Raw genomic sequence first — 25,649 nt, 5'->3', positions numbered from 1 at the left:
GTCCTTCAACGTCCCTGTGAATACAGGAACTCCTGCGCCGGCAACGCCCCGGACTAACAGCGCCCGGAAACAGTGGGTATTCACTGTGGCAATGATTACCACGACGACATTCAAAGCGCAGGAAAGCAAAGTTGCCAGTGCTTTCCCCCGGGGGTCACCGGATCGAGAAAATCGCCACCCGTAACCGGTGGGAACACTCCGTGAAACGCGTTCCCAAATCCGATCCGCAATCGCCCAAGGTCAAAAACAGGCGTCCGGTATCAAAACCAGTTCGACACCGGCAACGCCTGTTTTTAGCGGATCATTCAGCGAGGGACAGCGCCACGAAACGCGGATCGCCCGCACGTCGCACGAGTAACAACAGCGATTTGCGCCCTGCGTCCTTGGCTTCTTCGACACGGGTTTCAAGATCCGCGATGCTTGTCACTTTTTTCTGACCTGCTTCGGTGATGACATCGCCCGACCGCAGACCCTTCTCAAAAGCTTCCGACGCTTCGTCCACTTCCATGACCGCCAGACCTTCGGTCTCCGGTTTGGCACCAAGTTGCTCGCGCAGCTCATCGGTCAGCACCATCAAGGTGAGGCCCATCATTTCAGCAGAGGTCGGCGCGTCTTCCTGCGGGGCCTGCGCGACGGCAGGTGTCGCGCCTTCGGCTTCTTCACGGCGGCCCAGTGTCACAAGCAGGGTTTTTGTCTCATCGCCCCGCCGCACGACAACGCGCACCGCTTCGCCCACAGGCGTATTGCCGACCTGACGCACAAGACCGCGTGTGTCTTCAACGTCGCGCCCGTCAAAACTGATGATCACATCACCGATCTCGATGCCTGCATCCAGTGCAGGCCCCTCCAGCACACCGTTCACAGCAGCACCGTCGGTCGACGCAAGCCCCATGGCTTCGGCCATGTCCTCTGTCACGTCCTGAATTTGCACACCCAGCCAGCCGCGCCGCGTCTCGCCAAACTCCTGCAGCTGGTCAACGACGCGCGTCACAACATTTGAAGCCATCGAGAACCCAAGACCGATCGAGCCGCCGGTCGGTGACAGAATAGCGGTGTTCACGCCAATCACTTCACCGTCCATGTTGAACAACGGGCCACCTGAGTTTCCGCGGTTAATCGCAGCATCGGTCTGGATATAATCATCATAACGACCGCTGAGTTCCCGGTTGCGCGCCGACACGATCCCGGCCGAGACGGAAAACCCCTGCCCCAGCGGGTTGCCCATCGCGATCACCCAGTCGCCGACCCGCGAACTGTCACTATCCCCAAAGGACACAAATGGCAGTGGTTCGTCCGTTTCGACCTTCAGCAAGGCGATGTCGGTGTTCGGGTCCGTTCCCACGACCTCGGCAACCAATTCACCGCCGTCAAAAAATTCAATCAGAATTTCGTCAGCCCCTTCAATCACGTGGTTGTTGGTGACGACGTAACCATCTTCAGAGATGACAAAACCGGACCCCAGCGCGGACGACCGGCGCGGTGCCCCTTCGGGCCCATTGTTACGGTCCCTGAAAAAATCCTCAAAGGGCGAGCCTTCCGGCACTATACCTTGCGGTCCGGTCCGACGTGATACCGTGGTAGAGGTCGTGATATTGACCACCGATGGGCTGATTTTTTCAGCCAGCGGCGCTAGGCTTGCAGGCTGTGCCAGCACTGTAACGGGTGCAACAAGGGCGAATGCCATCGCCAAAATAGCAATCACCAAAAATCGAAACCGCGTCTGCGCCGGAACTCTATGTGGCATGGATACCGTCTTGGATGTCATGCGTCGTCTCCTGAAATACGTTGTTGCCTGTCATACTTTGCGCCTACTTTGCGCTTAAAGCCAGTCTGCATGTAGCCATATAGGCCTGAAGGGATAGATGGGCCACCCTCGCGCGGTTTCAACTCCCTGTGAACGTGCACGCGGTTTCAAACCCCGCCAAGCTGCCAGGCGGCCCAGACCAGAATAAGCCCGCTCACCGCGATCAGCCAGCCCATTTGCCGCACCGCCGTCTCCGGCAGGGAGCGCAGCATCTCAAGCATACGTTCAATAAGCGAAGGGGCCAGCGCATAGGCCAGCCCCTCGATAATCATAACCAACCCTAAGGCCAGAAGAAGCGTGCTCACCGGGTTTCGCCCTCGTCAGACCGCGATCCCTGATCGCTGCGCAGGTAGTTAAAGAACTCGCTGTCCGGGGACATGACGATGGATGAGTTGCCGCCTTGCAATGACCGTTCATAGGCGGTCATCGACCGTGTGAACTCAAAGAACTCAGGGTCCGCACCGAAGGCGCTTGCAAAGATGGCGTTACGTTCCGCGTCAGCCTGACCACGCACGATATCCGCTTCGCGTGTCGCCTCGGAAATCAGCTCGACGACCGTACGATCTGCCAAGGCGCGCACACGTTGGGCGGCTTCTTCACCGCGCGCAATCTCGTCCGCAGCTTCGCGTTCCCGCTCCGCCCGCATCCGCGCAAAGGTCGCGTCAAGGTTTTGTTCCGGCAGGTTCGTCTGCTTGAGACGCACATCAACAACCTCAAGACCAAGCGGCAGGGCACGCTGGCGTGCCTGCGACGTGATCCGGGCCATCAACTCTGCGCGATCCGCAGAGAGAATGGTGTTGGATGTCACCCCGTCAGAACCCAGAACCGCACGGATTGCCGGGTTCAGGATACCTTCCAGACGGTCTTCAGCGGCCCGCATGCCACCGACACCCACAGCCTGTCGAAACTGCACAACGTCAGAAATCCGGTAGCGTGCAAAGGCGTCGACGACCAGACGACGATCATCCGATGGCGTGACTTCGACGATGTCGGTATCGAGCGACAGCGTTCGGTCGTCATAGCGCACGACCTCTTGGATGAACGGGATCTTGAACGCGAGGCCCGGATCTTCCTTGACCGATTTGATCTGGCCGAATTGCAGCACAAGCGCTTTTTCACGTTCGTCCACAATGAAAACGGAACTCAGCACGCCTACAACCGCGATCACCCCGATCGGGATCAGAAATTTAGTTGCTTTCATCAGTTTGTTCCTCCAGTCGGACGGCGCAATTCATTGAGCGGAAGATAGGGCACGACGCCTTGTCCACCTTCTCCACCAAGACCACTTTCAAGAATGATCTTGTCGACGCCGCCAAATACACGTTCCATGGTCTCCAGATAGAGACGTTTGCGCGTCACATCAGGTGCCTTGACGTATTCCTCGAGAACAGATGTGAAGCGTGCCGCCTCACCCTGTGCTTCGTTGACCTGCTGTGCGCGATAGGCTTCAGCCTGTTCCAATCGGCTTGCAGCTTCACCGCGTGCGCCCGCCGTGACCCGGTTCGCATAGGCATCAGCCTGACGTTCCAGACGGTCACGCTCCTGCTCAGCCGCCTGCACTTCGCGGAAGCTGTCGATCACTTCGCGCGGCGGGTCGGCCTTGTCGAGGTTGAGACGAATGATGTTCACACCACTGTCATAACCGTTGAGCGTCGACTGGATCAGTTGCAGCGCTTCATCGGCAACCACCTGACGATCCCGGTTAAGGATCGGCGCAAGTTCGTTACGCGCAATCACTTCGCGCATCGCTGATTCAGACACCGCACGAATTGTTTCCTGTGGCTCAGCAAGGTTAAAGAGATATTTGGCCGGATCACTGATGTTCCAAACCACCTGAAAATCGATGTCGATGATGTTCTCATCCGTCGTCAGCATCAGACCACTGTCCGTGCGCGCACCGATGTCTTCGGTTTGTTCGCGCGTCACAGGAAGGACTTCTGCCGTAACAAGTGGCCATGGCGCAAAGTTCAGACCCGAGTTTCCTGTGGCCGAATACTCGCCGAGGAACAGTTCAACCGATTGTTCTTCGGGAGCGACCGTATAGAGGCTCGCCATCAGCCACGCACCAAAGGCTGCCAGAGCGGCCAGCCCGATTGTGCCACGCGTCAGCGCGGGTCCACCGCCGCCACCGCCACCGGTGCCACCGCCGTTACCATTGCCGCCTTTGCCGCCCATGAGGACGCGCAGACGTTCTTGACCCTTTTTGACCAGTTCATCTATCTCAGGAATTTGCGGCCCTTCGCCGCCGGGACCGCGCGGACCGCCGCCGCCCGACCCACGATTTCCACCGCCCGAACCGCCGTTCGGTTTATCATTGCCCGAATTTCCGCCGCCCCCCCAGGGGCCGCCATTGTTGCCAGCCATTAAGTTCTTTCCCTTCTAAACCGCATAACGTCACGATCAAACCAAGTCATAGGTACGTTGCCCTGCACGGAATTCAAGCCGTGCGCATGGGAGAACGCATCGTCACGATCTCTTCCGACATTGTGGGGTGGACCGCAACCGTTCGGTCAAAGTCTTCTTTCGTTGCACCCATCTTGATGGCGATGCCCGCCAGTTGGATCATTTCACCCGCATTTGGGGCTACAATATGACATCCAAGGACCTTTCGCGTCTTTATCGACACAATGAGTTTCATCAACACGCGGTCCGGTTTTCCGGCAAACGCAGTCTGCATTGGCCGAAACGATGTGCAATAAATTTCAACTGGTTCCTGTTCGCGGGCCGCTTCCTCGCCCAGACCGACCGTGCCCATTTCCGGTTGGGTGAAAATTGCGCTCGGGATCAGGTCGTGATCCACAGCCGTTGGATTGCCTTTGAAGACAGTTTCGACAAAGGCCATGCCCTCACGGATCGCGACCGGCGTCAGGTTGACGCGGTCGGTAACATCCCCGATCGCATAGATGGAGGGCACCCCGGTCTGGCTGTAGGCGTCAACTTCGATCTGCCCACGCCGACCCAGTTTCACGCCAAGCGCTTCAAGCCCCATGTCTTTGGTGTTCGGGTCCCGCCCTGTCGCGAAGAGAACCACATCAAAGACCCCTTCGGTGCCGCTGGTGGATTTTACCCAGACCGGGCCTTTTGTCGCAGCGCTGCTGTGCATTTGTGCAAGTTCTGCGCGATCCTGCGCCGTCCCGCCCATGGCGCCGCCTTCGGACATGCTGTCATGCTCTCCCGCAGGGGCCATCTCGAGGATGTTCGTGCCGACCTTGAGGTCGACGCCGCGTTCGCGCATTTGCTCCGCGACAAGGCCACGGGCCTCATCATCAAAGCCGCGCAATATCTGCGCACCCCGGTAGTATTGCGTGACCTTGACCCCCAACCCGTTCAGGATCCCGGCGAATTCGCAGGCGATGTAGCCCCCGCCAACGATCAGTACCGATTTGGGCAGGGTCTCCAGATGGAAAATATCATCGGACACAATGCCAAGATGGGCATTGGGCATATCTGGTCGCACGGGATGACCGCCGGTTGCTACCAGAATATGTTTGGCGGATTTGGTTTGCCCGTCTGACAATGTCACCTCATGCGGGCCGGACACTGTGGCGCGTGCATCAAATGTCTCAACACCTGATTCCGATAACAGCCTGCGATAGACCTGCTCAAGGCGGTCCAGTTCTGCGTTCAGCTTGGTTTTGAACCCCGGCCAATCAAAGCTGCCTTTTTGCATGTCCCAACCATAGGCCTGCGCTTCATCCGGCATGCCCGCATATTCCGAGGCGAATACCATCAGCTTTTTGGGCACACAGCCGCGGATCACGCAGGTTCCGCCGTATCTGTCTTCTTCTGCCAGAGCCACCCGCGCGCCTGCTTCGCTGGCCGCCACGCGCGCCGCTCTGACGCCCCCTGAGCCGCCACCAATCACGAAAAGATCATAGTCAAAGTCAGTCATGCGAAGGGCCTTTCTCTTTTGTGTATTCTAGTGGCCCTAGCCAAAGACCACTTTGGATGCGCTCGCCCGTGCATAGGTCAGGTCAGACAGGCGCTGGTCTGATCAATCGCTCAGATCGCTGAACAGATTGTCACTTTCGGCAAAAACCATGCGTTCGCTTGCAACCGTTCCATCATTGATGTCGCGCACCTCGACCTTTCCGTCCCCAAAGCCCAGAACGACCGTGTCGCAGATATCAATCAACAGACCGTTCTCAACCACACCCGGCAGCTGATTAAGCGTCATCGCAAGTTGCCGCGCATCGCCGATCCGCTTGAGATGCAGATCAATGATGTGGTTGCCTTCGTCCGTCACGAAAGGTTTGTCGCCATCCATCCGCAGGCTGCTGTCGCGCCCCAGAACGTCCATGGAGACGAGGGTTTCATCAACCAGCGCATGGGTCGTTTGCAATCCAAAGGGGATCACCTCGATCGGCAGCGGGAAGGCGCCCAGCGTCTCAACCTCTTTGCCCACATCGGCAATCACGATCATGCGATCAGAAGACGTCGCCACGACCTTTTCATGCAGCAAGGCACCCCCACCGCCTTTGATCAGATTAAACGCGCCATCGAATTCATCCGCACCATCAATCGTCAGATCCAGCCGCTTGGCCGCATCCAGTGTGATCACATCAATACCGACCTCACGGGCCAGTTCCGCAGTGCGCGTAGATGTCGGGACCCCTGTAATATGCAGCCCTTCGTCGCGCACCCGCTCCCCCAGACAGCGCACAAGCCAGGCCGCCGTTGACCCGGTGCCCAGCCCCACCCGCATACCATTTTCTACGAATTGTGCGGCCCGTTTGGCGCAGACAAATTTTGCCTTGTCGATCGGCGAGAGTTCTGAAGACATCGATGGCTCCTTGCGCGGCTTCAGGGGCCTTATAAGAAACATGCAGCCAAGGTGCGAGAGCGATTCTTGCATCCCCACCGAATAGTGAGGTGCAGCACCGCTTTAGTTATGTGCGTTTTCCTCTTGAGGAGGTCGCTTTTCCTGAGGTCCTTTGCCTTCGAATCCGCTATGGAATGGCTATGAGCACAGCGCGCTACATTCTTCACTATGCCCCGGATAACGCCTCTTTGGTGATCCGTCTGGCGTTGGAAGAACTGCGCCTTGATTACACCACGCAACTGGTGGATCGCCAAAATTCGGCGCAACACAGCCCGGCCTATCGCGCCCTGAACCCGAACCAGTTGATCCCGGTGCTGGAAACGCCGCAGGGTCCGATCTTTGAAACCGCTGCCATACTGTTGTGGCTGTCCGATACACACGGGCATCTTGGCCCGGGCGCTGATGATCCGCAAAGGGCGGAACTGCTGAAATGGTTGTTCTTTTTGTCCAATACCCTGCATCCTGCGTTGCGTATGTTGTTTTATCCCGGCGCTTATATTGGACGCGACGTGGATCATGTGTCGCAGCTCACAAAGATGACGCAGTCCAACATCCTGCGCCTGCTGGGCCTCATCGATCAGCGATGGGCAGATGATCGCCCGGGCATTTTGCTGGACCTTTATCTGGGCCCCATGATGCGCTGGCTGGCGCTTTATCCGACGCAGAGCGACAGAACATGGTTTGACCTCACGGCCTTTGGCGCGATACACGCAGCTCTGCGCAACCTTGAACAACGCCCGTCAGTTGAGACCGCTCAACAGGCCGAGGGACTTGGCCGCGATCCGTTTACGTCCCCTCGCCATCCAAACCCGCCAGAAGGAAGTGCCACTTAAATGTTTTTATCTGTCTTTGATATGTTCAAGGTCGGTATCGGCCCCTCATCCTCACATACGATGGGGCCCATGGTCGCTGCGGCGCGGTTTCTGGAGATGATGCGCGCGTCCCCCTTCGAATTTCACGGGATACGCGTGTCGCTGCATGGCTCACTTGCCTTCACGGGTGTCGGTCATGCAACGGACCGGGCCACTATTCTGGGCCTCGCGGGGTTTGTCCCCGACACTTATGACGCCGAGAAGGCCGAAGCGGCACTGGCCGAAATAAAAGCCACAAAAACCCTGAACGTTGAGGGCCTGCAACCCCTGCGGTTTGACCCTGCAACCGATCTGATTTTCGACTATGAAACCCCGCTCAGCGGGCACGCAAACGGTATGATGATCCGCGCCACAGATGCCCAAGGCGATGTCACCCTGCGCGAGGTTTTCTATTCCATCGGCGGTGGATTTGTGATGACCGAAGCGGAGCTTTCCGCGGGCAAAGATACCGATGAAACCGGCCCACCCATTCCCTACCCGTTCAAATCCGCCGCCCAGATGCTTGAGATGTCGACCGCCTCCGGCAAGAACATTGCCGAGATGAAACGCGCAAATGAAATTGCCCGTGGCTGTCCGACCAGCCTCGCAGAAGGCACCAAGCGGCTTTGGCAGGTGATGGATGATTGCATCACGCGTGGGTTGACGACCGATGGTATTCTGCCCGGCGGCCTGCAGGTCAAACGCCGCGCCAAAGGCATCCATGACGCGCTTTTGGCCGAACGGGGCATGAACCTCAACGCGCCCCACACGATCAACGACTGGATGAGCGTCTACGCGATGGCCGTCAACGAGGAAAACGCGGCCGGTGGTCAGGTGGTCACGGCCCCCACAAATGGTGCTGCGGGCGTACTGCCTGCCACCTTGCGCTATTATCTGGATCATGTCCCCGGCGCATCAGAGTCCCACATCGAGGACTTTCTGCTCACGGCTGCAGCCATTGGCGGCTTGGTCAAGTTCAACGCCTCGATTTCAGGCGCTGAGGCAGGGTGTCAGGCCGAGGTCGGCTCTGCCGCAGCCATGGCCGCTGCGGGCCTGTGCGCTGTAATGGGCGGCACCCCCGCACAGGTGGAAAATGCCGCCGAAATCGCATTGGAACACCACCTTGGCATGACCTGCGATCCGGTCAAGGGTCTGGTGCAAGTCCCCTGCATTGAGCGCAATGGCCTTGGCGCGATCAAAGCCGTGTCGGCAGCATCCCTCGCCTTGCGCGGCGATGGTACGCATCTTGTCCCGCTGGACGCCTGTATCGAAACCATGCGTCAGACCGGCATCGATATGTCAGAAAAATACAAGGAAACGTCGCTCGGCGGATTGGCTGTGAATGTGCCGAACTGCTAAGTGCGCAAAACAACCTCTGCTTGCAATGCTGTCCAGATCGCTTTAGGCTCCACCAATGACAATTGACCGGCCCTTTCTTGGCATCATGCTGATGCTGGGATTTTGCGTGCTTGCGCCTGTCGGCGATGCGATAGCGAAAATCCTCGGACAAACTGTGCCAATCGGCCAGCTGGTTTTGGTGCGTTTTGCGGTGCAGGCTTTGTTGCTGATCCCGTTGGTCTGGCTCACACGGCGACGCTGGCGCATGAGCAAACGGGTGACTTGGCTGACATTCGTGCGCACCATTCTTCATATTGTAGGTATCGGCGCCATGGTTACCGCGTTGAAATACCTGCCACTTGCAGATGCTGTTGCGATCGCTTTTGTGATGCCGTTCATCATGCTGGTGCTGGGTAAATACGCGTTGAACGAAGAAGTCGGTGCGCGCCGTATCATTGCCTGCGCGGTCGGTTTTCTGGGCACCTTGCTTGTGGTGCAGCCCAGCTTTGCCCAAGTTGGCTGGCCTGCCCTGTTGCCCGTAGGCGTGGCGATCAATTTTGCCCTTTTCATGCTGGTCACCCGCCAGATCGCAAAGGAAACCGATCCAATCAGCCTGCAGGCGGTCAGCGGCGTGATGGCAGTGTTTGTGATTCTCCCGGTTCTTTTGATCTTTCAAAACAGCGGTTTTTTACAGCTTCAGATTGTGCATGTGTCGTCCTATGACTGGACCTTGCTGCTGAGCATCGGCCTATTGGGCACGGTCGCGCATCTGTTAATGACGTGGTCGCTGCGGTTTGCGCCCTCGGCCACGCTCGCGCCGATGCAGTATCTGGAAATTCCCTTTGCAACGATCATCGGGTTCATGGTGTTTGGTGATTTTCCAAATCCGATGGCAAGCGTCGGTATTGTGATTACGATTGCGGCGGGTCTCTATGTGGTACTGCGAGAGCGGGCCATCGCTTTGTCGCTGACAGCCCGAGCAACGCCTGCACAACCGGCTGAAGGAACGCGCGCGGCATGATGCACAGCATCACCGGGGCATCCGTTTCAATCGAAAACGGTCCGGTTGTACGATTTGACGTCCCTGCCTGCAAACCGGGCGCGAAGTCGATACCGTCAATCGGCCAGAACAGCCCCTTGGACCGCCCCCGCACAGGCCCCATCGGAAACAGGGATACTCGTGTTCCTGCTGGGGTTGGCACATTGAACGCGGGTGGGCACAGGAATACGATGTCGGTTGCGCCCAACAGGACGATATGTCGGTCTGCCCGTCGTATTATCGTATGCAACGCCGCCAGCGCGTGATCAATCTGCCCCCCGCAAAACCCGACGGCAACCACCAACGGCGCAGAAACATGCCGTAGCGCCTTATCGAAATCGGTGCTGTCCTGCTCCGCGATATGATGAAACCGCTCCGCCGCGATGCGCACGCGCGCGCGGTCCGAGATCGAGTCCATATCCCCGATGACCGCGGCCACATCGATACCAGCCTCCAAGGCCAGATGCGCACCACTGTCGACAGCAACACATATCGGCGCCAGCGCCAGCGCGCTCGCGACATCATCCACTGTCGCCTCGCCCCCGCCAATCAGGGTTAACGGTTTAGTCGTTTCTACAATTGTATACGTCATGAAAGTTTATGGTTCATTAGGGACACACGCCACAATATTGCCATGATCTGGCACGATTAATAACACTGTCTGATGCTCCTTGGGGCTTAGCTAAAATGTTAGACACCTTGTTACCAAAACGCACGGGACGCGCATGAGATGACGAATGACAGCAAGGTCCTTACGGTATCCTATGGTACATTTTCCTGTACTTTAGAAGGGTTTGACGACGCCCTTGGCACGATGAAGGACATCGCTGAATTCTTTCGCGACATTGCGGCAGAGGACAGGTTCTTCGGGGCAGAGCCGCCGCAACCAGATGCAGAGGCGTTGGCGCATAAGATCCAGCAAACCCGGGCCCAGCGCATTGAGGCTGATAGTTTTGATGGCCAAATCATGCTTAAAGCGCATGATCAAACAGCAGCCGTTGCACAGGAGTCCGTGCTCAGGACAACGAACGCAGAACAATCAGCCCTAGACAGCGCAGCGGCTTTCTTCGCAAAACCAGTGACCACGCCCGCAATCGTTCAGGATGACATGGAAGCGGAAATGACGGCTCAGGCTTTCAAGACCGTGGCATCGTTGGCAGGTGTGCGCCCGGCATCTGAAACGTCGTTTTTGACAAAACAAAACGTTCCCGGCCAGACCACCAAATCAGCCGGTAGCTCTTTTGAGAAACGTGAACGTCTGCGCGCGGCGGTGTCACGACAAGAAATGCAGGCGCAGGATGTCGGATACGATGAAGACGCCGAAGCACCCAGCGAAGTTCTGGGTTTTGACGGGTTGAAAGCGCTGCGCACAGCGGAGGCACGCAGCCAAAGCAATGTGATCTCCAACGCTGCTCAAGACATCGAGGGCGCGCTGCAAGAAGATGCTGAACATGAGGATAGCGCGCGCAAGACTGTTGCAGAGGACGTTGACACAGACGACATTGATGCGGTCCTGCGCGCTCTTGAAGCGGGCAATAACGCAAATGCTGACGATCAGGTATCTGGTCTGACTGGGGAAACATACGACAGCAAACCGCACCAGCGGGATGAGGCAGCAGACCCTGAACCGCTTATGTCGCAAACTCAAGCCAAGCCTGTCGATGTGCCAATCTCTGGATCAGGTGCCGCGCGCAAAGATGCATCCCAAATCAAACAAGACGCAGAAGACGACCTGTCACGCTTGATGGCGGAGGCGGATCACCAGATGGAACAACCAGATGGTCAAACGCGACGCAGCGTTTTTTCACAGTTGCGCGCCGCCGTTGCCGCACGCCGTAACGACCAGTCACTTGAAAACGAGACCGCAAAACGCGCCAAAGACGTACAAGCCTACCGCGGCGACCTTGCAGATGTTGTACACCCGCGCCGCGCTGTATCCGCCGGGGAAAGCTCCGAGCGCCATTCAGGTGCCCGCCCCGCCCCGCTGAGGCTCGTGGCAGAACAACGGGTAGATCACCGTGTGCGAGAGACCACCGCTCTGCGCCGCACGGACGACACGTAGAAGGAAAGTACCAAAGCTGGCAAGGGCAGCGTTTTCGCCACCCGTGCGGCCGCGCATGGGGCACAAACCTTGCCAAAATTACAGGAAGCGGCGGCTGCATATGTCAGCCTTGTCGAAGGACGGGCAGAACTCTCGTTCCAGCAGCTTATGTCGCGCAGAAGACAAGTCTTTAAATGGGGTTTCAGCCGTGAGGATGGCCTGCGGTACTTTGATCACTTGCTGCGCGCAGACAAGATAACAAACGTCAAAGGCGGCTGGTTTACTGCGTCTGACAAAAACAGATAGCCACCGGACCGACACGCAACGGTTTAACGCGATCCAACTGAGCTGCGCGCCGAAAGGGTCGTTCAGCCTTCGGGTTGATCCGGGTCTGCCTGACCGACGCCTTTGAAAATAAACTTGAACGGCAAGGCCCAGAACACCCCAAGAACCACATATACCAACAATTCGACCCAGAGCGAGGGGCGTTCAAGCCAGTTGATCACGGTAATGCAGGACACAATATAGACCGGCAGCCCGATCAAAAGGATCAGCAGTGCAAGGCGGCGTCTGGCTTTGTAACTCAGCGACATGGGGTTCCTTATCAATCGGCGAACGGATCCGTGACGAGGATGGTGTCTTCCCGCTCCGGCGAGGTAGAAAGTAGGGCGACGGGGCAGTCAATCAACTCTTCAACGCGGCGCACATATTTGATGGCGTTGGCAGGCAAATCCGCCCAACTGCGCGCGCCTTCGGTGGATTCCGACCACCCAGGCACTTCTTCGTAAATGGGACGGCAGCGCGCCTGATGATCCGCTGCGGTCGGCAAGTAATCCATGCGCTTGCCATCCAGCTCATATCCAACACAGATCTTGAGCGTCTCGAACCCGTCCAGAACATCAAGCTTGGTCAGGGCAATCCCGTTGACGCCGGATGTCGCACAGGTCTGGCGCACCAGCACGGCATCGAACCAGCCACAGCGCCGTTTGCGCCCTGTCACCGTGCCGAACTCATGCCCACGTTCCCCAAGTCGTTGGCCATCGGCATCGTCGAGTTCTGCCGGAAAGGGACCTTCACCCACCCGCGTTGTGTAGGCTTTAACGATCCCGAGCACATAATCGATCGCGCCGGGGCCTACACCGACACCGGTCGCCGCCTGACCTGCAATCACGTTTGATGAGGTTACAAAGGGATAGGTGCCAAAGTCGATATCCAAAAGCGCGCCCTGTGCGCCCTCAAACAGAATACGCTTGCCCGCGCGCCGCTTTTCGTTGAGCACCTTCCACACGGGCGCTGCGTACTTGAGGATGTGGGGTGCGATCTCGATCAGTTGCGCAACCAGCGCGTCCCGGTCCACCGGCTCAATCCCGAGGCCTTTGCGCAGCGGATCGTGGTGCTGCAGCGCACGATCCACCCGCGCTTCGAGCGTGGCAGTATCGGCCAGATCCGCGACCCGGACCGAGCGGCGACCGACCTTATCCTCATAGGCGGGGCCAATACCCCGGCCCGTCGTACCGATCTTGGTGCCTTTGCTCGCGGCTTCCTCGCGCGCACGGTCCAATTCGCCATGAATGGGCAGGATCAGCGGTGTGTTTTCGGCGATCATCAAGGTCTCGGGAGAAATATCGACGCCCTGCCCGCGGATAATGTCGATTTCCTTGATCAGGTGCCAAGGGTCCAGCACAACGCCATTGCCAATAACAGACAGTTTGCCGCCCCGCACCACGCCGGAGGGTAACGCGTTCAGCTTGTAGACTTTGCCATCAATGACCAGCGTATGTCCGGCATTGTGACCGCCCTGAAAGCGCGCGATCACATCCGCGCGTTCAGACAGCCAGTCGACAATCTTGCCTTTTCCTTCGTCGCCCCACTGAGCGCCCACAACGACGACGTTTGCCATATCTGGTCCTTTTGTATTCGGATGAAACCCGCGCCGGTATAGCGAGGCATGCGCCGGGGCGAAACCTCAAAATGTACGCCGCTCGATTGACGCAGCACCTTGGAAGGGTAATAGACATTCCCGGGCCGCAAGCATCGCTTTCGGCGCAGTGCAGCAACCGGACGGAATGAAAGACATGGGTATACTTACACGTTGGATGGGCGCGTTCGTGCTCTTGGCGGCCACCTTCAATCCAACCCAGTACAACTATATCACGTGGCTACAGACATATGGTGCGCAAAACCTGTCGATTGCCGTCCTTGTAGGGCTTGTTCTGGCCGTCGCTTATATCATTTTCCTGCGTGCAACGCTGCGATCCATCGGCCCCCTTGGCATGGGCCTTATCCTTGGGATATTCGCAGCCGCGGTCTGGGTCCTGCATGACTTTGGCGTTTTGGCGCTGGATAACCAGAATCTGAATGTCTGGCTGGCGCTCTTTGCCTTGTCTGCCGTTTTGGGCATCGGTCTGGGGTGGAGCCATGTGCGGCGCGCTCTGTCCGGTCAAACAGATGTGGACGACATTGACGACTAACCATCGGCAAATGCGCGCGTTCGACAGACCCGCGCGCTTCGGCCTTTCAGTTATTCTGTCAAGTGAACAGGCTGACCATGCGGTGTGTTCAGATAGGCCGTTTCCCAAGCTGCTTTGATCGCGGCAATGTCGGATGTTTTTGCCATGCCCTTGGACACCAGTGTGTTTTCCAGTGTTTCGAGCCAAGCCAGAAAATAGTCGTCACCGCCATCCAGTTCTTTGCTCAACCCGTGGCGCTTGAGTGTACGCGAAAAAGCCGCCGCCCAATCGGACCAAGGCAAATGGCCCGTTTCGTTCAAACGCACGGTGACGGCGAAAACCTGCGCGTGCCAAGGTTCTGAAAACACAGGTTCCGGTGGTGTCATGTGTCCGCCACCAGATAGCTTTGCCACAGGTCCAGCACGACTTCATCGTCGGGATGCTCGGGATGCGCCCAGAGTTCGGCAGCACGAAAGGCGACCGCATAAAGCGGTTCCGGCGCTTCGCCAAGGTGATGCGCGGCACTGTCAGGCAAAACATGCGTGCCGTGAAAACGGACGATGCGTCCCCGCATACCCGCCGCATAGCGCGGCAGGCGCGTGTGGCCCCCATCGACAAGGCAGTTCGCCGCAATCTTGCGCGTTTTGACGGTGTCGCCGACACTGAAAAGCTGTGGCACCTGCGACGGTCGGTCTGCTGGACCGCCACGGGCAAGCACGCTGTCCACGTGTTCGGCGCGCAACGCACGCTCTGCCAGTGGGCTCGGCGCCGGATCTGCGGCGGCGTACTCACGCGCATCCACTACCCCGGTTTCAACCAGCAGGTCTGCCAGCCCGGCCATCCATTTTTCGTAATAACTAAAGCGCGCATAATCCGTGGGTGACAATTTTTCGCGCGCATGACGCGAGATATCGATGTTCCACTGCCCCAGAACGCCAGAGGCAAGGGTCACTGCCAAAGCGCGCGCGTGCCAGTCCTCTTTGAACTTCACGCTCTCGTTTTCCGGTATCACGGCACCATCGCCATACCGCCCCCCCATGTCGTGCGGACGGGTCATGTCGTGCGCGCCTCGGGGCTGTGCACAAGGCCCGTGCCGATCATGCTGTCGCGGGTTACAAGGTCCATCAAGGCTTCTTCATCCCAGCCGTCCGTCCCCTTAGGGCGTTGCGGAATGACCAGATACCGGACTTCGGCGGTGCTGTCCCAGACGCGCACGGCCCTGTCGGCGGGCAATGCGACCCCAAAGTCGGCCAGTACCTTGCGCGGCTCACGCACAGCGCGGGCGCGATACGCATCTGATTTGTACCATGTCGGCGGAATGCCCAGCAAGGGCCACGGATAACAGCTGCACAAGGTACACACGACCATGTTGTGAACCGTGTCCGTGTTTTGAACGGCCACCATATGTTCGCCCTGACGGCCATAATATCCCAGTTCGGACACGACCTTTGTCGCATCCTCCAGCAAAGCGGCGCGGAAGGCAGGCTCCAGCCACGCCTTTGCCACCACATGCGCACCGTTACGCGGGCCGATCTTGTTTTCATAGGTATCGATAATCGCATCCAGCGCCTGCGGATCGACCAGACCTTTCTTGGTCAGCAGCGTTTCCAGCGCTTTGATGCGCAGTACAGGGTCGCCGGGCAGCAACGAGTGCGGGTGATCGTGGTCATCATGGTCATGCGGCATAGCACAAAGATGCGTCCAAGCGGGCATGTTTGTCCAGCCGCTTTGGAACGGAAATTTTCAACAAGACAGATCCGCCTGCCACCGAAAGTACCGAGGCACATGGGTTTGCATGCCAATAGCAAAGCCGAAATGCGACAGGATTACACCCCATTTCACACCCGCAATCCAAGCCGCAGGCAGTCGTATTTCATCGCAGCCCGTAACGTCGGTTTGAATCCTCCCTTGCGGGTGGGGGCAAACTTGCCTAGATACGCCCAAAGTTGCTCTGAACCATACAGGTCCTTCATGGAAAACGTCGTCCTGATCATACACCTTATCCTCGCCTTGGGGCTGATAGCCGTCGTGTTGCTGCAGCGTTCCGAGGGAGGGGGCCTTGGCATGGGTGGCGGCGGTGGTGGTGCCATGACCGGTCGCGCCGCGGCGACAGCCTTGGGCAAGGTGACATGGGCGTTGGCGATCGCCTTTATCTGTACGTCGATGACACTGACGATATTTGCAGCCGAGAACGCATCGGGGTCTTCGGTGATTGACCGCCTCGGCGTCACACCACCCGCAGCGGATCGCAGCGACACACCCGGCGTGCCGGAAAGTGATCTGCTGTTGCCCCCATCCGCGGATGAGAACGCCCCCTTGGTTCCAACGCTGGAATAACAAAAACACTACAACACCTTGAGAGCTGTCAGGATTTTGCAACATCATATTGCGAGTGGCCTTGCCTTGCCGGTCCGAATCCTGCTAAACTTTACTCCCGTGGTGCTGCGACTTTTCGCAGTCGAAAAATCGCGAAACTGACACTATTTCGCGGCGACGCACGGGAGCAGCTCAAGCAATGGCACGATATATTTTCATCACCGGAGGTGTGGTTTCATCGCTTGGAAAAGGGCTGGCATCCGCCGCTCTGGGCGCTTTGCTGCAGGCGCGTGGTTTTTCCGTACGGTTGCGCAAGCTTGATCCCTATCTGAATGTTGACCCCGGAACGATGTCGCCCTTTGAACATGGCGAGGTCTTTGTGACCGATGATGGCGCGGAAACAGACCTTGATCTGGGCCACTACGAGCGTTTCACCGGCGTTGCGGCGCGCTCCACCGATTCCGTGTCCTCCGGCCGCATCTATTCCACCGTTCTGGAAAAGGAGCGGCGCGGCGATTACCTCGGCAAAACCATTCAGGTGATCCCGCATGTCACGAATGAGATCAAGGATTTCATTGGTATTGGCGATGACGAGGTCGACTTCATGCTCTGTGAAATCGGCGGGACGGTCGGCGACATCGAAGGTTTGCCGTTTTTCGAAGCGATCCGGCAATTCACCCACGATAAACCGCGCGGTCAGTGCATCTTCATGCATCTGACGTTGCTGCCCTATCTGGCCGCGTCAGGCGAACTGAAGACCAAACCGACGCAGCACTCGGTCAAAGAACTGCAATCTATCGGCATCGCGCCTGACATTTTGGTATGCCGCTCCGAACATCCTATCCCGGAGAAAGAACGCGAGAAAATTGCGCTGTTTTGTAATGTGCGCAAAGAATCCGTTGTGGCAGCCTATGATCTGAAAACCATCTACGACGCCCCTCTTGCCTATCACGAACAGGGGCTCGATCAGGCCGTTTTGGATGCGTTTGACATTTCCCCCGCGCCCAAACCCGACCTGACGGTCTGGCGGGATGTCTCGGATCGCGTGCATAATCCTGAGGGCGAAGTCAAAGTAGCGATCGTTGGTAAATATACGCAGCTCGAAGACGCGTATAAGTCCATCGCAGAGGCCTTGACCCATGGCGGTATGGCAAATCGCGTCAAAGTTACTGTTGAATGGGTGGACGCAGAAGTGTTCGACACCCAAGATGTCGCCCCGCACCTTGAGGGCTTTCACGCGATCCTCGTGCCCGGAGGTTTTGGCGAACGCGGAACCGAAGGCAAGATAAAAGCGGCCCAATATGCCCGCGAGCACAAGGTGCCCTACCTCGGTATTTGTCTCGGCATGCAGATGGCCGTGATCGAAGCGGCACGCAATGTGGCGAACATCAAAGCCGCCGGGTCCGAAGAATTTGACCATGAAGCCGGCAAAAAGCGGTTCGAACCTGTTGTCTATCACCTCAAGGAATGGGTACAGGGAAATGCCAAAGTGTCCCGCAAGGTTGGCGATGACAAGGGCGGGACCATGCGGCTCGGTGCATATGACGCGACCCTGACCGCGGGCACGCGCGTGGCTGATATCTACCACACCTCCGCCATTGATGAGCGGCACCGTCACCGCTACGAGGTCGACATCAAGTATCGCGCGCAACTCGAAGACGCCGGTCTGGTGTTCTCCGGCATGTCCCCTGACGGGAAACTGCCCGAAATCATCGAATGGCCCGATCATCCCTGGTTTATCGGCGTGCAGTTCCACCCCGAGCTGAAATCAAAGCCGTTCGATCCGCACCCTCTGTTCAAGGACTTCGTCCGCGCGGCAAAGGACATATCGCGGCTGGTGTGAGAAGCGCTGCAGTTTATACGTTGCCGAAGTGCATCAGCACGACAGTACCGTTGTTGCGCAATAGCAGGATTACCGCACCTTTCCGGTTGTCCGGGACAAATTCGTCTTTTCCGCGTCTGCTAACCTTTTTAACCATGTACTTCTGTTCGATCTCTGCACGAAACGTCCCTGCCATAGTGTTTCTGTATTTCTGTTCGCCAGTGCACTTGAATTGATCAACCTTACCTTCGAGGTAGGTGTAGACCTCATCCCTTGTGGCAAAGGTCACAAGTTGCTCCGGTTTTCCTTTGATGTGGGCAAATGAGCGACCCGTTGTTTCATATGTGCGCGTCCGGATCTTGTCCTTGAGATCATCTATACGGGCACCCCATTTAACTGCCGCTACTGCCTGCTTGTCGCGCGCCTCCTGTTCTTCTCGCTCCAGCCTCTCAGACGTGGTTTCGACGTGCTCTGCGGGTTCCGCTACAGCACCTTCCGGCGCCAGAACTAGCGCGCCATCCACGATATCATAAAGTTTATCGGCAGCGAGCTTTTCCTTATAGTCCACCGTTCCCTTGAGCAGTTGGTGTGCCTCGAAGCCCTGGCCGGTGCGCATCAATCCGCTTACGCTGTTGTAACTCTTTCCTTTAATAAGGATTGCGCGTTGCAGCGGCGCCGGGCCGTTACTTTGGTCCGCCATCCGCTGAAGAGCCTGCAAGCGCGCAACCACAGGACTGATCTCTGCGGCTTCATGCATCCGCGCCAATGCGCGGTCGGGCCCGGTCTGTGCCTCTCCCCGCTTTTGCGCCCTTGCCAACTGCGGGGTGGGTGCCGCCGCCTTGGGTTGCTGCGTCGTGTAGGACATGGGGTTATGCACTCTCTGGTTTGCGCCACTCGCTTCTAAAGCGTAGGCGTAACCCGTTTTGCAATCAATGGTTTTGCAGCAGCAGCGCTTTCAGGCGCAATCCCGTGGTCAATGGCACGCAAAAGCGCCCCACGACCGGCAGGCCGTCACATCGTTACCTTGCAACAGAGCACCAATGCGAGACCAGTCGACCGTCAGAATGGCTTTTCCCGTTGCGCGCAGGCTTGGCTTCGGTACATCGTCACCCATGCTGAGCTATCAACATATCTATCACGCAGGAAACCTCGCAGATGTGCACAAACATGTGCTGCTGGCGTGGATTCTGTCTTATATGGTGCGTAAGGAAAAACCTGTTTCCTACATCGAAACGCACGCTGGGCGGGGCCTTTATGACCTGCAAGACCCCGCAGCACTGAAAACAGCGGAGGCTGCGGAGGGCATATATAAAGCCAGCGATTTTTTCGACGACGCACACCCGTTTGCTGGCGTCCTGACCCAAATCAGGCGAGATTTCGGGGCGTCGTTTTATCCCGGTTCCCCGCTGATCGCCGCATCCCTGCTCAGACCCGGCGACCGGATGCACTTTGCCGAACTTCACCCGGCCGAATTTGATGCGCTGGATTTCAACACGTCCTCCACCGGCGCGAAATGCTACCAGAAGGATGGGTTTGAATTGGCCCATTCCATTTGTCCACCGACCCCGCGACGTGGCGCGATGCTGATCGACCCGAGCTACGAAATTAAGACCGATTACACCAAGATCCCGCAGCAAATCTCCAAATTGGGGAAATCCTGGAATGTTGGCGTCATCTGCCTGTGGTACCCGATCCTGACAGTCAGCCAGCACATGGGCATGTTGCGATCCTTGCAACAGGATCATCCCTCCGCTTTGCGTCATGAGGTTCGTTTTCCGCCCGCGAAAAAGGGGCATGGCATGATCGGTTCGGGCATGTTCGTGATCAATCCACCCTACGGTCTGGCCGAAGAAATGGCCCGTCTCGGGGCGCATTTTGGACAGTCACACAGCCCTGCCAAGTAGTGCTTTGAAGCGCATCATCCCCTCTGCACTGCGTAAAAACACGGATTGATCTGGTCACAGCAGTGTTATTAAACAATCGGACGGCTTATGCCCATGATGTCCGTGCATATCTGGCCGACCTCGCGTGAATTGAGATAAAAGATGTTTGAGCGATTGTTTCCCCGCCGAAAAGCCAAGGCGACCCCCCTGCCGCAACCCAATGCCCAGTTGGCGCTTGGCGCATTGCTTGTGCGGGTTGCCTTTGCGGATCGACAATACAGAGCGTCCGAAGTGGGGCAAATCGACCGTATTCTAGCGGCGACCTTTGGGCTCAAACCGCTTGAGGCCGCAAAATTGCGCGCAACCTGCGAGGCGTTGGAGCGTGACGCCCCCGGCACACCGGAATTTGCGCGCATTCTGCGCGATGAGGTGCCTTACACCGACCGCCGCGCCCTCGCGCAAGCCATGTGGTCGGTTGCGCTGGCCGATGGGGAACGCGACGCCGATGAAGAAGTCATGCTTGAAAACATCGAAGAGGCATTGGGCCTGAGCGCGGATGATATCGCCGACGCGCGTAAAACAGCCCTGAATGACGATTGAGATTGGCACGCCCGAGAAAGGTATTTATATCACTCTCATGTTTGCTGATTTCCTGAAAAGACTGACCCAGTCTGACGCCGAAGACTTTCCCGATGAAGACGCACGTCTTGCATTGACCGCGTTGCTGGTGCGGATCGCTCGTTCCGACCATGACTACAGCACTGCGGAGCGTGAGCGCATCGACAGAATTAATGCGCGCAGATACGGTCTTGGTCCGGGCGCGGTCAGCGCCCTGCGCGAAGAAGCCGAAGCGCTGGAAGCCGAGGCGCCCGATACGGTTCGATTTACCCGCGCGATCAAAGATGCAGTCCCCTATGAGGACCGTCTGTCCGTCGTCAAAGCCCTGTGGGAAGTGGTGCTGGCGGATGGTGCTCGGGCACAGGAAGAAGACGCGCTGGTCCGCATGGTCACGAATTTTCTGGGCATCAGCGACCGCGACAGCGCGCTGGTCCGGCAGGACATAAACCCTCAGGCATGATTGCCAGTTTGCCAATGTATGAAACCCCGCACACCCGTGCGGCGCATGATATATATTGGCAAGCCATCCGCGATACCTACGGACGCGGCCCAAAGCACCTAAGCCGCGATTTGGACCCGCATGACTGCTGGGAACGCCACGATCTCGTTTTGTCACAAACATGCGGGCTTCCCTATCGCAGCGGCCTGCACGCGTCGGTCTTGCTGGTCGGGACACCGGACTATGGGGTGGCCGATTGCCCACCCGGTTACTATCGATCCCATTTCATTGTGCGGTCATCTGACGAGCGTATGCAGATCACGGATTTTGCCAGCGCGCGTTTTGCGCGCAATGATGTGCGGTCTCAATCCGGATGGGCAGCTGCTGAACAACACCTGATTGACCACAAGGCCGGTTTCAGCTTTGCGACCAACTGCGTTGATACAAGAGCACATCGCGCCTCTGCCGAAGCCGTCAGCACGGGCATGGCGGATATAGCGGCGATTGATGCGGTGACGTGGGCCTTGTTGGAACGCGACACGGACCTGACCGCCGCCTTGCGGGTGCTGGTCTCGACCGCGCCAACGCCGGGCCTGCCCTATATCTGCGCGCGCGGACAGGACCCTCAGGCGCTTTTTGCCACAATATCGAAGTCAGTTGCAGGCTTGGAACCGCATATTCGCGCAGCATTGATGATCAAAAACATCGTGCATATTCCCGCGTCCGCGTATCTCGCGGTGCCGCTGTCACCGACATCAGGATAAAATAAGTGGCGCTAATGCGCATATTGACCTAGCGGAAACTGAAAATACACACTTTCAAAGTTGCCAAACCAGCAAATTTCCTTCCTTATGCCTTAGCGAAATAAGCAAGAGATCACATACGTGAAGCCGCAAGCGCCCGTCATTGAGATGAAAAACCTGCACAAGGCCTATGGAGCGCTTGAGGTGATCAAGGGCGTCGACATCACAGCACCCAAAGGACATGTGATATCGCTGATCGGGTCTTCGGGCTCTGGCAAATCGACGCTGTTGCGCTGTTGCAACCTGCTGGAGGACAGCCAGCAAGGTGACATTCTGTTCAAAGGGGAACAGGTCACGTGGAAGGGCGAGGGTCATGCCCGCCGCCCCGCTGACAGCGATCAGGTTTTGCGCATTCGCACAAACCTCAGCATGGTGTTCCAGCAGTTTAACCTTTGGGCGCATATGACCATTTTGCAAAACGTCATGGAAGCGCCGGTGACTGTCCTCAAGCGGGACCGTGATGAGGTCGAAAAAGCGGCGCGCGGCTATCTCGACAAGGTTGGTATCGGCGACAAATGCGACGTCTACCCTGCGCAACTGTCCGGTGGCCAACAACAACGCGCAGCAATCGCGCGTGCACTCTGCATGGAGCCTGAAGCGCTGCTTTTTGATGAACCAACCTCGGCGCTCGATCCTGAACTCGAGCAAGAGGTGATCAAAGTCATCAAGGACCTCGCCAAGGAAGGGCGCACCATGCTGATCGTGACGCATGACATGAAACTGGCCGCTGATGTGTCAGACCATGTCGTCTTTCTGCATCAAGGTCTGGTAGAAGAACAAGGGCCGCCGGAAACGCTGTTCGGCGCACCCAAATCAGAACGCCTGCGCGGGTTTCTTTCGGCAACCCAAGCAGCGTAAACAAAAATAAAAATTGGGAGTACTGATATGAAAACACTTATCCTGACGACTGCCACACTGGCCCTGACAGCTGTTATGGCGCTTGCAGATGGTCACGGAAAAACCGTGCGCATGGGCACTGAAGGTGCCTACCCTCCGTATAATTTCCTCAATGACGCCGGCGAAGTCGACGGATTTGAGCGCGAGCTTGGGGACGAACTCTGCGCGCGCGCAGAACTGACCTGCGAATGGGTCACAAACGAGTGGGACAGCATCATCCCCAACCTCGTTTCCGGCAACTATGACGTCATCATCGCAGGCATGTCCGTGACCGATGAGCGTGATGAAGTCATTGATTTCTCTGAGCAATACACCCTGCCAGATCCTTCTGCCTATCTGTCCGCCTCTGCGGATGTGGACCTTGAGGGCGGCGTGATCGCGGCACAGGCCAATACGATCCAGGCAAGCTTTATCGCCTCCTCCGGTGCGGTACTGGTTGAATTTGCGACCCCGGAAGAAACCGTCGCCGCCGTTAAAAACGGTGAAGCGGACGCGGTTCTGGCGGACAAAGCATTCCTGTCCGAACTGGCAAATGCCGATCCGGACCTGATGTTGCTGGAGCAAAACGTCATGATTGGTGGCGGCATTGGTCTGGGCCTGCGCGAAAGCGATACGGAGCTGAAAGAAAAGTTCAACGTGGCGATCCGGTCCATGAAAGAAGACGGCAGCCTGAATGCCCTGATCGGCAAGTGGTTGCCCGATCTGGAACAGTTCTGATCCATTCAAACCGGCGCGCGCCACCGCGGGCGCCGGTTATTTAAAGCGAGACATATTATTTTCAGCTTTTGCACAGATCCAAGTCTTCTGCCTGACTGGCAGTGGATGTCGTGCTATCTGACGACGCCAAAACACATGTCGCTCTATTGGTCCGTGCTGACCGTTTTACTGCTGCTGGCGATCACAGCACCCGTGGCACTGGCCTTTGGGTTTGGCGGCGCATCCGCTGCGCGCTCAAACATCGCGCCGCTGCGTTGGTTTGGAAAATCCTATATTGCAGTGGTGCGCGGCGTGCCCGATATCGCGTTTTTCCTGTTTTTCGTCATCGCGTTGGATCAGGGCATCGAATACCTCAGACACAAGGCGCTGTGCCCCGACTGGTCGGAACCGATCCGACAGGGGAATGATTTTGTCGTCTGTCAGGCGGCAAAAATGCCCTTGGGCTCGGCCCCGCAGTGGGTCCATGAGAGCTATGGGTTCGCTTTGGCTGTCCTGACATTTGCCCTTGTTTTCGGCGCTTTCGCAGCCAATGTCCTCTTTGGGGCCATGCGGGCCGTGCCGCGCAGCCAACTTGAAACCGCCGAAGCCTATGGCATGTCGCGGCGCCAAACCTTTTGGCGCGTGTTGGTGCCGCAGATGTGGGTCTATGCCTTGCCGGGTCTGTCCAACCTCTGGATGGTACTGATCAAAGCCACGCCGCTGCTATTCCTGCTGGGTGTTGAAGACATCGTCTATTGGGCCCGCGAATTGGGTGGGACCAAGACGCCCCGCTTCACGGATTACCCGCATGGCGACTGGCGCATGTGGTATTTCCTCGCGCTGCTGGTCTTTTACCTGCTGTTCACGCGCGTCTCCGAGGTCGTGCTTGAACGGGTCATGGCGCGCCTGACCCACGGTCAGGCAACCGCCGCTGGCGAAGCCCAGAGAAAGGCCGCCGCATGAGTTGCTGGCAAACCATTCAGGATTATGGCCTGCGCGCGATCGGTATTGGCGAACGGTTGCTGCCCCGCGATGATTTCACGCTGTGCCAACAGTTTACGCTGATTGGGTCTGGCATGATCTGGAACATCTATTTCGGTCTTGTGGCGCTGATCTGCGGGTTTTTTCTGGCGACAGCCGTAGCCGTCGGCAAGGCATCCCCTCGCAGGATTTTCCGCAAGCCATCTGAGTGGTTCATCTTTATCTTTCGCGGCTCACCGCTCTTTATCCAGTTCTTCTTCGGCTACTTCCTGTTCCTGAGCCTCAAGTCCGTATCGCCCATATTCGACCCCTTCACAGCCGCCTGGCTCGGGGCGTTGATCGTGCTGTTCTTCAATACGGCCGCTTATTCAGGTGAGATCTTTTACGGCGCGTTGCAGTCCATACCCAAAGGCGACACCGAAGCCGCAGACGCATACGGGATGACCGGATGGGCCCGGTTCCGGCGAGTCATCTGGCCAACCATGCTGCGGCTGGCCTGGCCTGCTTACACCAATGAGGCGATCTTTTTGTTTCATGCAACTGCGCTGGTCTTTCTGTCCGGGTTCCCTGCCTGGCAACAGCGCGGCGATGCACTCTATTATGCCAGCTACTTCGCAGACAAGACGTTCAATCCGTTCGTGCCCTACCCGATCCTCGCGGGGTACTTCATCCTGCTCACGCTGATCGTTGTGGGGATATTCGGGCTGGTCAACGCGCGGCTGAACCGTCATTTGCCGCAAGATGCCAGACCTAAATTGAGGTTGCGTCCCAACCTGATCCGGTAGTATCCATAATTTGATCAAATTATCCGTGGCGCTGGCCGTGGTACGGGAGGCCGCACCGTTGTTA

28 protein-coding genes are annotated in these 25,649 nt (G+C 57.5%); 15 read left to right on the top strand and 13 right to left on the bottom strand.

Annotated elements, in window-relative coordinates:
• Window positions 1-301: 301 nt before the first annotated feature.
• The 6 genes from K5Q35_RS20095 to rpiA form a co-directional block, all read right to left on the bottom strand.
• On the bottom strand, window positions 302-1,765 hold the full coding sequence (locus K5Q35_RS20095; protein WP_220801121.1) for a Do family serine endopeptidase: 1,464 nt from the start codon (window positions 1,763-1,765) through the stop codon (window positions 302-304).
• A 146-nt stretch (window positions 1,766-1,911) separates the two neighbouring features.
• Window positions 1,912-2,109 carry a DUF2065 domain-containing protein gene (locus K5Q35_RS20090; RefSeq protein ID WP_044025210.1) on the bottom strand — a complete coding sequence of 66 codons (198 nt, stop codon included), beginning with the start codon at window positions 2,107-2,109 and terminating at the stop codon, window positions 1,912-1,914.
• A complete protein-coding gene (gene hflC / locus K5Q35_RS20085; RefSeq protein WP_013960966.1) occupies window positions 2,106-3,005 on the bottom strand; it encodes a protease modulator HflC in 900 nt (299 codons plus the stop codon). Before hflC ends, K5Q35_RS20090 begins: the two co-directional genes overlap by 4 nt.
• A complete protein-coding gene (gene hflK / locus K5Q35_RS20080) occupies window positions 3,005-4,168 on the bottom strand; it encodes an FtsH protease activity modulator HflK (RefSeq protein ID WP_220801120.1) in 1,164 nt (387 codons plus the stop codon). The genes hflC and hflK overlap by 1 nt, the downstream gene beginning before the upstream one ends.
• A 73-nt stretch (window positions 4,169-4,241) precedes the next feature.
• A complete protein-coding gene (locus tag K5Q35_RS20075) occupies window positions 4,242-5,696 on the bottom strand; it encodes an FAD-dependent oxidoreductase (RefSeq protein ID WP_013960964.1) in 1,455 nt (484 codons plus the stop codon).
• A gap of 102 nt (window positions 5,697-5,798) precedes the next feature.
• Window positions 5,799-6,587, bottom strand: a complete 789-nt coding sequence (gene rpiA, locus K5Q35_RS20070; RefSeq protein ID WP_220801119.1) for a ribose-5-phosphate isomerase RpiA — start codon at window positions 6,585-6,587, stop codon at window positions 5,799-5,801.
• 179 nt (window positions 6,588-6,766) lie between these two features.
• Here rpiA and K5Q35_RS20065 point away from each other — a divergent pair, with 179 nt between their 5' ends.
• The 3 genes from K5Q35_RS20065 to K5Q35_RS20055 are packed head-to-tail and all read left to right on the top strand — an operon-like array spanning window position 6,767 to window position 9,836.
• The gene (locus K5Q35_RS20065; protein ID WP_220801118.1) at window positions 6,767-7,459 is read left to right on the top strand and encodes a glutathione S-transferase family protein; all 693 of its coding nucleotides are present in this window, start codon (window positions 6,767-6,769) and stop codon (window positions 7,457-7,459) included.
• A complete protein-coding gene (locus tag K5Q35_RS20060) occupies window positions 7,460-8,836 on the top strand; it encodes an L-serine ammonia-lyase (protein WP_013960961.1) in 1,377 nt (458 codons plus the stop codon). It begins immediately after the preceding gene.
• 55 nt (window positions 8,837-8,891) lie between these two features.
• A complete protein-coding gene (locus K5Q35_RS20055) occupies window positions 8,892-9,836 on the top strand; it encodes a DMT family transporter (RefSeq protein ID WP_220801117.1) in 945 nt (314 codons plus the stop codon).
• Here K5Q35_RS20055 and K5Q35_RS20050 read toward each other — a convergent pair.
• Window positions 9,727-10,446 carry a thiamine diphosphokinase gene (locus K5Q35_RS20050; protein ID WP_220801116.1) on the bottom strand — a complete coding sequence of 240 codons (720 nt, stop codon included), beginning with the start codon at window positions 10,444-10,446 and terminating at the stop codon, window positions 9,727-9,729. The two genes, K5Q35_RS20055 and K5Q35_RS20050, sit on opposite strands and share 110 nt — an antisense overlap.
• A 138-nt stretch (window positions 10,447-10,584) precedes the next feature.
• Between K5Q35_RS20050 and K5Q35_RS20045 the strand changes: the two genes are divergently transcribed.
• Entirely contained in the window at window positions 10,585-11,916 is a 1,332-nt protein-coding gene (locus K5Q35_RS20045) for a hypothetical protein (protein WP_220801115.1), read from the top strand.
• A 347-nt stretch (window positions 11,917-12,263) separates the two neighbouring features.
• Here K5Q35_RS20045 and K5Q35_RS20040 read toward each other — a convergent pair whose 3' ends face one another.
• Window positions 12,264-12,488, bottom strand: coding sequence for a DUF2842 domain-containing protein (locus tag K5Q35_RS20040; protein WP_220801114.1), 225 nt, complete (start codon window positions 12,486-12,488; stop codon window positions 12,264-12,266).
• Window positions 12,489-12,499: 11 nt separating this feature from the next.
• Window positions 12,500-13,795 carry an adenylosuccinate synthase gene (locus tag K5Q35_RS20035; protein WP_220801113.1) on the bottom strand — a complete coding sequence of 432 codons (1,296 nt, stop codon included), beginning with the start codon at window positions 13,793-13,795 and terminating at the stop codon, window positions 12,500-12,502.
• A gap of 175 nt (window positions 13,796-13,970) precedes the next feature.
• Here K5Q35_RS20035 and K5Q35_RS20030 point away from each other — a divergent pair, with 175 nt between their 5' ends.
• Window positions 13,971-14,366, top strand: a complete 396-nt coding sequence (locus K5Q35_RS20030; RefSeq protein WP_044025542.1) for a DUF6524 family protein — start codon at window positions 13,971-13,973, stop codon at window positions 14,364-14,366.
• A gap of 50 nt (window positions 14,367-14,416) precedes the next feature.
• On the opposite strand, the gene K5Q35_RS20025 is transcribed toward K5Q35_RS20030, so the two are convergent.
• From K5Q35_RS20025 to nthA, 3 genes are read right to left on the bottom strand one after another with little or no spacing between them, the layout of a single operon-like run.
• A complete protein-coding gene (locus tag K5Q35_RS20025; protein ID WP_220801112.1) occupies window positions 14,417-14,731 on the bottom strand; it encodes a nitrile hydratase accessory protein in 315 nt (104 codons plus the stop codon).
• Entirely contained in the window at window positions 14,728-15,402 is a 675-nt protein-coding gene (gene nthB, locus K5Q35_RS20020; protein WP_013960954.1) for a nitrile hydratase subunit beta, read from the bottom strand. Before nthB ends, K5Q35_RS20025 begins: the two co-directional genes overlap by 4 nt.
• Complete coding sequence (nthA, locus tag K5Q35_RS20015; RefSeq protein WP_220801111.1) at window positions 15,399-16,031, bottom strand: nitrile hydratase subunit alpha; 633 nt, start codon at window positions 16,029-16,031, stop codon at window positions 15,399-15,401. Before nthA ends, nthB begins: the two co-directional genes overlap by 4 nt.
• 285 nt (window positions 16,032-16,316) lie before the next feature.
• Here nthA and secG point away from each other — a divergent pair, with 285 nt between their 5' ends.
• Window positions 16,317-16,682 carry a preprotein translocase subunit SecG gene (secG, locus tag K5Q35_RS20010; protein WP_044025208.1) on the top strand — a complete coding sequence of 122 codons (366 nt, stop codon included), beginning with the start codon at window positions 16,317-16,319 and terminating at the stop codon, window positions 16,680-16,682.
• 178 nt (window positions 16,683-16,860) lie between these two features.
• On the top strand, window positions 16,861-18,504 hold the full coding sequence (locus K5Q35_RS20005; RefSeq protein ID WP_220801110.1) for a CTP synthase: 1,644 nt from the start codon (window positions 16,861-16,863) through the stop codon (window positions 18,502-18,504).
• Between the two features lie 13 nt (window positions 18,505-18,517).
• On the opposite strand, the gene K5Q35_RS20000 is transcribed toward K5Q35_RS20005, so the two are convergent.
• On the bottom strand, window positions 18,518-19,348 hold the full coding sequence (locus tag K5Q35_RS20000) for a hypothetical protein (protein ID WP_220801109.1): 831 nt from the start codon (window positions 19,346-19,348) through the stop codon (window positions 18,518-18,520).
• Window positions 19,349-19,595: 247 nt separating this feature from the next.
• Between K5Q35_RS20000 and K5Q35_RS19995 the strand changes: the two genes are divergently transcribed.
• The 8 genes from K5Q35_RS19995 to K5Q35_RS19960 all read left to right on the top strand — a co-directional run bounded on the left by K5Q35_RS19995 (window position 19,596) and on the right by K5Q35_RS19960 (window position 25,585).
• Window positions 19,596-20,387, top strand: a complete 792-nt coding sequence (locus K5Q35_RS19995) for a 23S rRNA (adenine(2030)-N(6))-methyltransferase RlmJ (RefSeq protein ID WP_220801132.1) — start codon at window positions 19,596-19,598, stop codon at window positions 20,385-20,387.
• 141 nt (window positions 20,388-20,528) lie between these two features.
• The gene (locus K5Q35_RS19990; RefSeq protein WP_220801108.1) at window positions 20,529-20,966 is read left to right on the top strand and encodes a TerB family tellurite resistance protein; all 438 of its coding nucleotides are present in this window, start codon (window positions 20,529-20,531) and stop codon (window positions 20,964-20,966) included.
• Window positions 20,967-21,003: 37 nt separating this feature from the next.
• The gene (locus K5Q35_RS19985) at window positions 21,004-21,444 is read left to right on the top strand and encodes a TerB family tellurite resistance protein (protein ID WP_013960947.1); all 441 of its coding nucleotides are present in this window, start codon (window positions 21,004-21,006) and stop codon (window positions 21,442-21,444) included.
• Complete coding sequence (locus tag K5Q35_RS19980) at window positions 21,441-22,187, top strand: phosphate/phosphite/phosphonate ABC transporter substrate-binding protein (protein WP_220801107.1); 747 nt, start codon at window positions 21,441-21,443, stop codon at window positions 22,185-22,187. Before K5Q35_RS19985 ends, K5Q35_RS19980 begins: the two co-directional genes overlap by 4 nt.
• A 120-nt stretch (window positions 22,188-22,307) precedes the next feature.
• On the top strand, window positions 22,308-23,084 hold the full coding sequence (locus K5Q35_RS19975; protein ID WP_282059571.1) for an ABC transporter ATP-binding protein: 777 nt from the start codon (window positions 22,308-22,310) through the stop codon (window positions 23,082-23,084).
• 27 nt (window positions 23,085-23,111) lie between these two features.
• Window positions 23,112-23,840: a transporter substrate-binding domain-containing protein gene (locus K5Q35_RS19970; RefSeq protein WP_220801106.1), complete on the top strand. Its 729-nt coding sequence runs from the start codon at window positions 23,112-23,114 to the stop codon at window positions 23,838-23,840.
• Between the two features lie 57 nt (window positions 23,841-23,897).
• Window positions 23,898-24,782 carry an ABC transporter permease gene (locus K5Q35_RS19965; RefSeq protein WP_220801130.1) on the top strand — a complete coding sequence of 295 codons (885 nt, stop codon included), beginning with the start codon at window positions 23,898-23,900 and terminating at the stop codon, window positions 24,780-24,782.
• Window positions 24,779-25,585, top strand: coding sequence for an ABC transporter permease (locus K5Q35_RS19960; RefSeq protein ID WP_013960942.1), 807 nt, complete (start codon window positions 24,779-24,781; stop codon window positions 25,583-25,585). The genes K5Q35_RS19965 and K5Q35_RS19960 overlap by 4 nt, the downstream gene beginning before the upstream one ends.
• Window positions 25,586-25,649 lie beyond the last annotated feature (64 nt).

Origin of the sequence: Roseobacter sp. OBYS 0001 (assembly GCF_019654895.1) — a bacterium.
In the GTDB taxonomy this organism is placed as follows: Bacteria; Pseudomonadota; Alphaproteobacteria; order Rhodobacterales; family Rhodobacteraceae; genus Roseobacter; species Roseobacter litoralis.
Note: the sequence above shows the minus strand (reverse complement) of the source record. Positions and strands in the feature narration are given on the sequence as shown.

Bases quoted from the DNA above. Each gene is read 5' to 3' on its own strand.
- K5Q35_RS20095 (WP_220801121.1), bottom strand. From the start codon at position 1,765: ATGACATCCAAGACGGTATCCATGCCACATAGAGTTCCGGCGCAGACG.
- hflC (WP_013960966.1), bottom strand. From the start codon at position 3,005: ATGAAAGCAACTAAATTTCTGATCCCGATCGGGGTGATCGCGGTTGTA.
- hflK (WP_220801120.1), bottom strand. From the start codon at position 4,168: ATGGCTGGCAACAATGGCGGCCCCTGGGGGGGCGGCGGAAATTCGGGC.
- K5Q35_RS20075 (WP_013960964.1), bottom strand. From the start codon at position 5,696: ATGACTGACTTTGACTATGATCTTTTCGTGATTGGTGGCGGCTCAGGG.
- rpiA (WP_220801119.1), bottom strand. From the start codon at position 6,587: ATGTCTTCAGAACTCTCGCCGATCGACAAGGCAAAATTTGTCTGCGCC.
- K5Q35_RS20065 (WP_220801118.1), top strand. From the start codon at position 6,767: ATGAGCACAGCGCGCTACATTCTTCACTATGCCCCGGATAACGCCTCT.
- K5Q35_RS20060 (WP_013960961.1), top strand. From the start codon at position 7,460: ATGTTTTTATCTGTCTTTGATATGTTCAAGGTCGGTATCGGCCCCTCA.
- K5Q35_RS20055 (WP_220801117.1), top strand. From the start codon at position 8,892: ATGACAATTGACCGGCCCTTTCTTGGCATCATGCTGATGCTGGGATTT.
- K5Q35_RS20050 (WP_220801116.1), bottom strand. From the start codon at position 10,446: ATGACGTATACAATTGTAGAAACGACTAAACCGTTAACCCTGATTGGC.
- K5Q35_RS20045 (WP_220801115.1), top strand. From the start codon at position 10,585: ATGACGAATGACAGCAAGGTCCTTACGGTATCCTATGGTACATTTTCC.
- K5Q35_RS20040 (WP_220801114.1), bottom strand. From the start codon at position 12,488: ATGTCGCTGAGTTACAAAGCCAGACGCCGCCTTGCACTGCTGATCCTT.
- K5Q35_RS20035 (WP_220801113.1), bottom strand. From the start codon at position 13,795: ATGGCAAACGTCGTCGTTGTGGGCGCTCAGTGGGGCGACGAAGGAAAA.
- K5Q35_RS20030 (WP_044025542.1), top strand. From the start codon at position 13,971: ATGGGTATACTTACACGTTGGATGGGCGCGTTCGTGCTCTTGGCGGCC.
- K5Q35_RS20025 (WP_220801112.1), bottom strand. From the start codon at position 14,731: ATGACACCACCGGAACCTGTGTTTTCAGAACCTTGGCACGCGCAGGTT.
- nthB (WP_013960954.1), bottom strand. From the start codon at position 15,402: ATGACCCGTCCGCACGACATGGGGGGGCGGTATGGCGATGGTGCCGTG.
- nthA (WP_220801111.1), bottom strand. From the start codon at position 16,031: ATGCCGCATGACCATGATGACCACGATCACCCGCACTCGTTGCTGCCC.
- secG (WP_044025208.1), top strand. From the start codon at position 16,317: ATGGAAAACGTCGTCCTGATCATACACCTTATCCTCGCCTTGGGGCTG.
- K5Q35_RS20005 (WP_220801110.1), top strand. From the start codon at position 16,861: ATGGCACGATATATTTTCATCACCGGAGGTGTGGTTTCATCGCTTGGA.
- K5Q35_RS20000 (WP_220801109.1), bottom strand. From the start codon at position 19,348: ATGTCCTACACGACGCAGCAACCCAAGGCGGCGGCACCCACCCCGCAG.
- K5Q35_RS19995 (WP_220801132.1), top strand. From the start codon at position 19,596: ATGCTGAGCTATCAACATATCTATCACGCAGGAAACCTCGCAGATGTG.
- K5Q35_RS19990 (WP_220801108.1), top strand. From the start codon at position 20,529: ATGTTTGAGCGATTGTTTCCCCGCCGAAAAGCCAAGGCGACCCCCCTG.
- K5Q35_RS19985 (WP_013960947.1), top strand. From the start codon at position 21,004: ATGTTTGCTGATTTCCTGAAAAGACTGACCCAGTCTGACGCCGAAGAC.
- K5Q35_RS19980 (WP_220801107.1), top strand. From the start codon at position 21,441: ATGATTGCCAGTTTGCCAATGTATGAAACCCCGCACACCCGTGCGGCG.
- K5Q35_RS19970 (WP_220801106.1), top strand. From the start codon at position 23,112: ATGAAAACACTTATCCTGACGACTGCCACACTGGCCCTGACAGCTGTT.
- K5Q35_RS19960 (WP_013960942.1), top strand. From the start codon at position 24,779: ATGAGTTGCTGGCAAACCATTCAGGATTATGGCCTGCGCGCGATCGGT.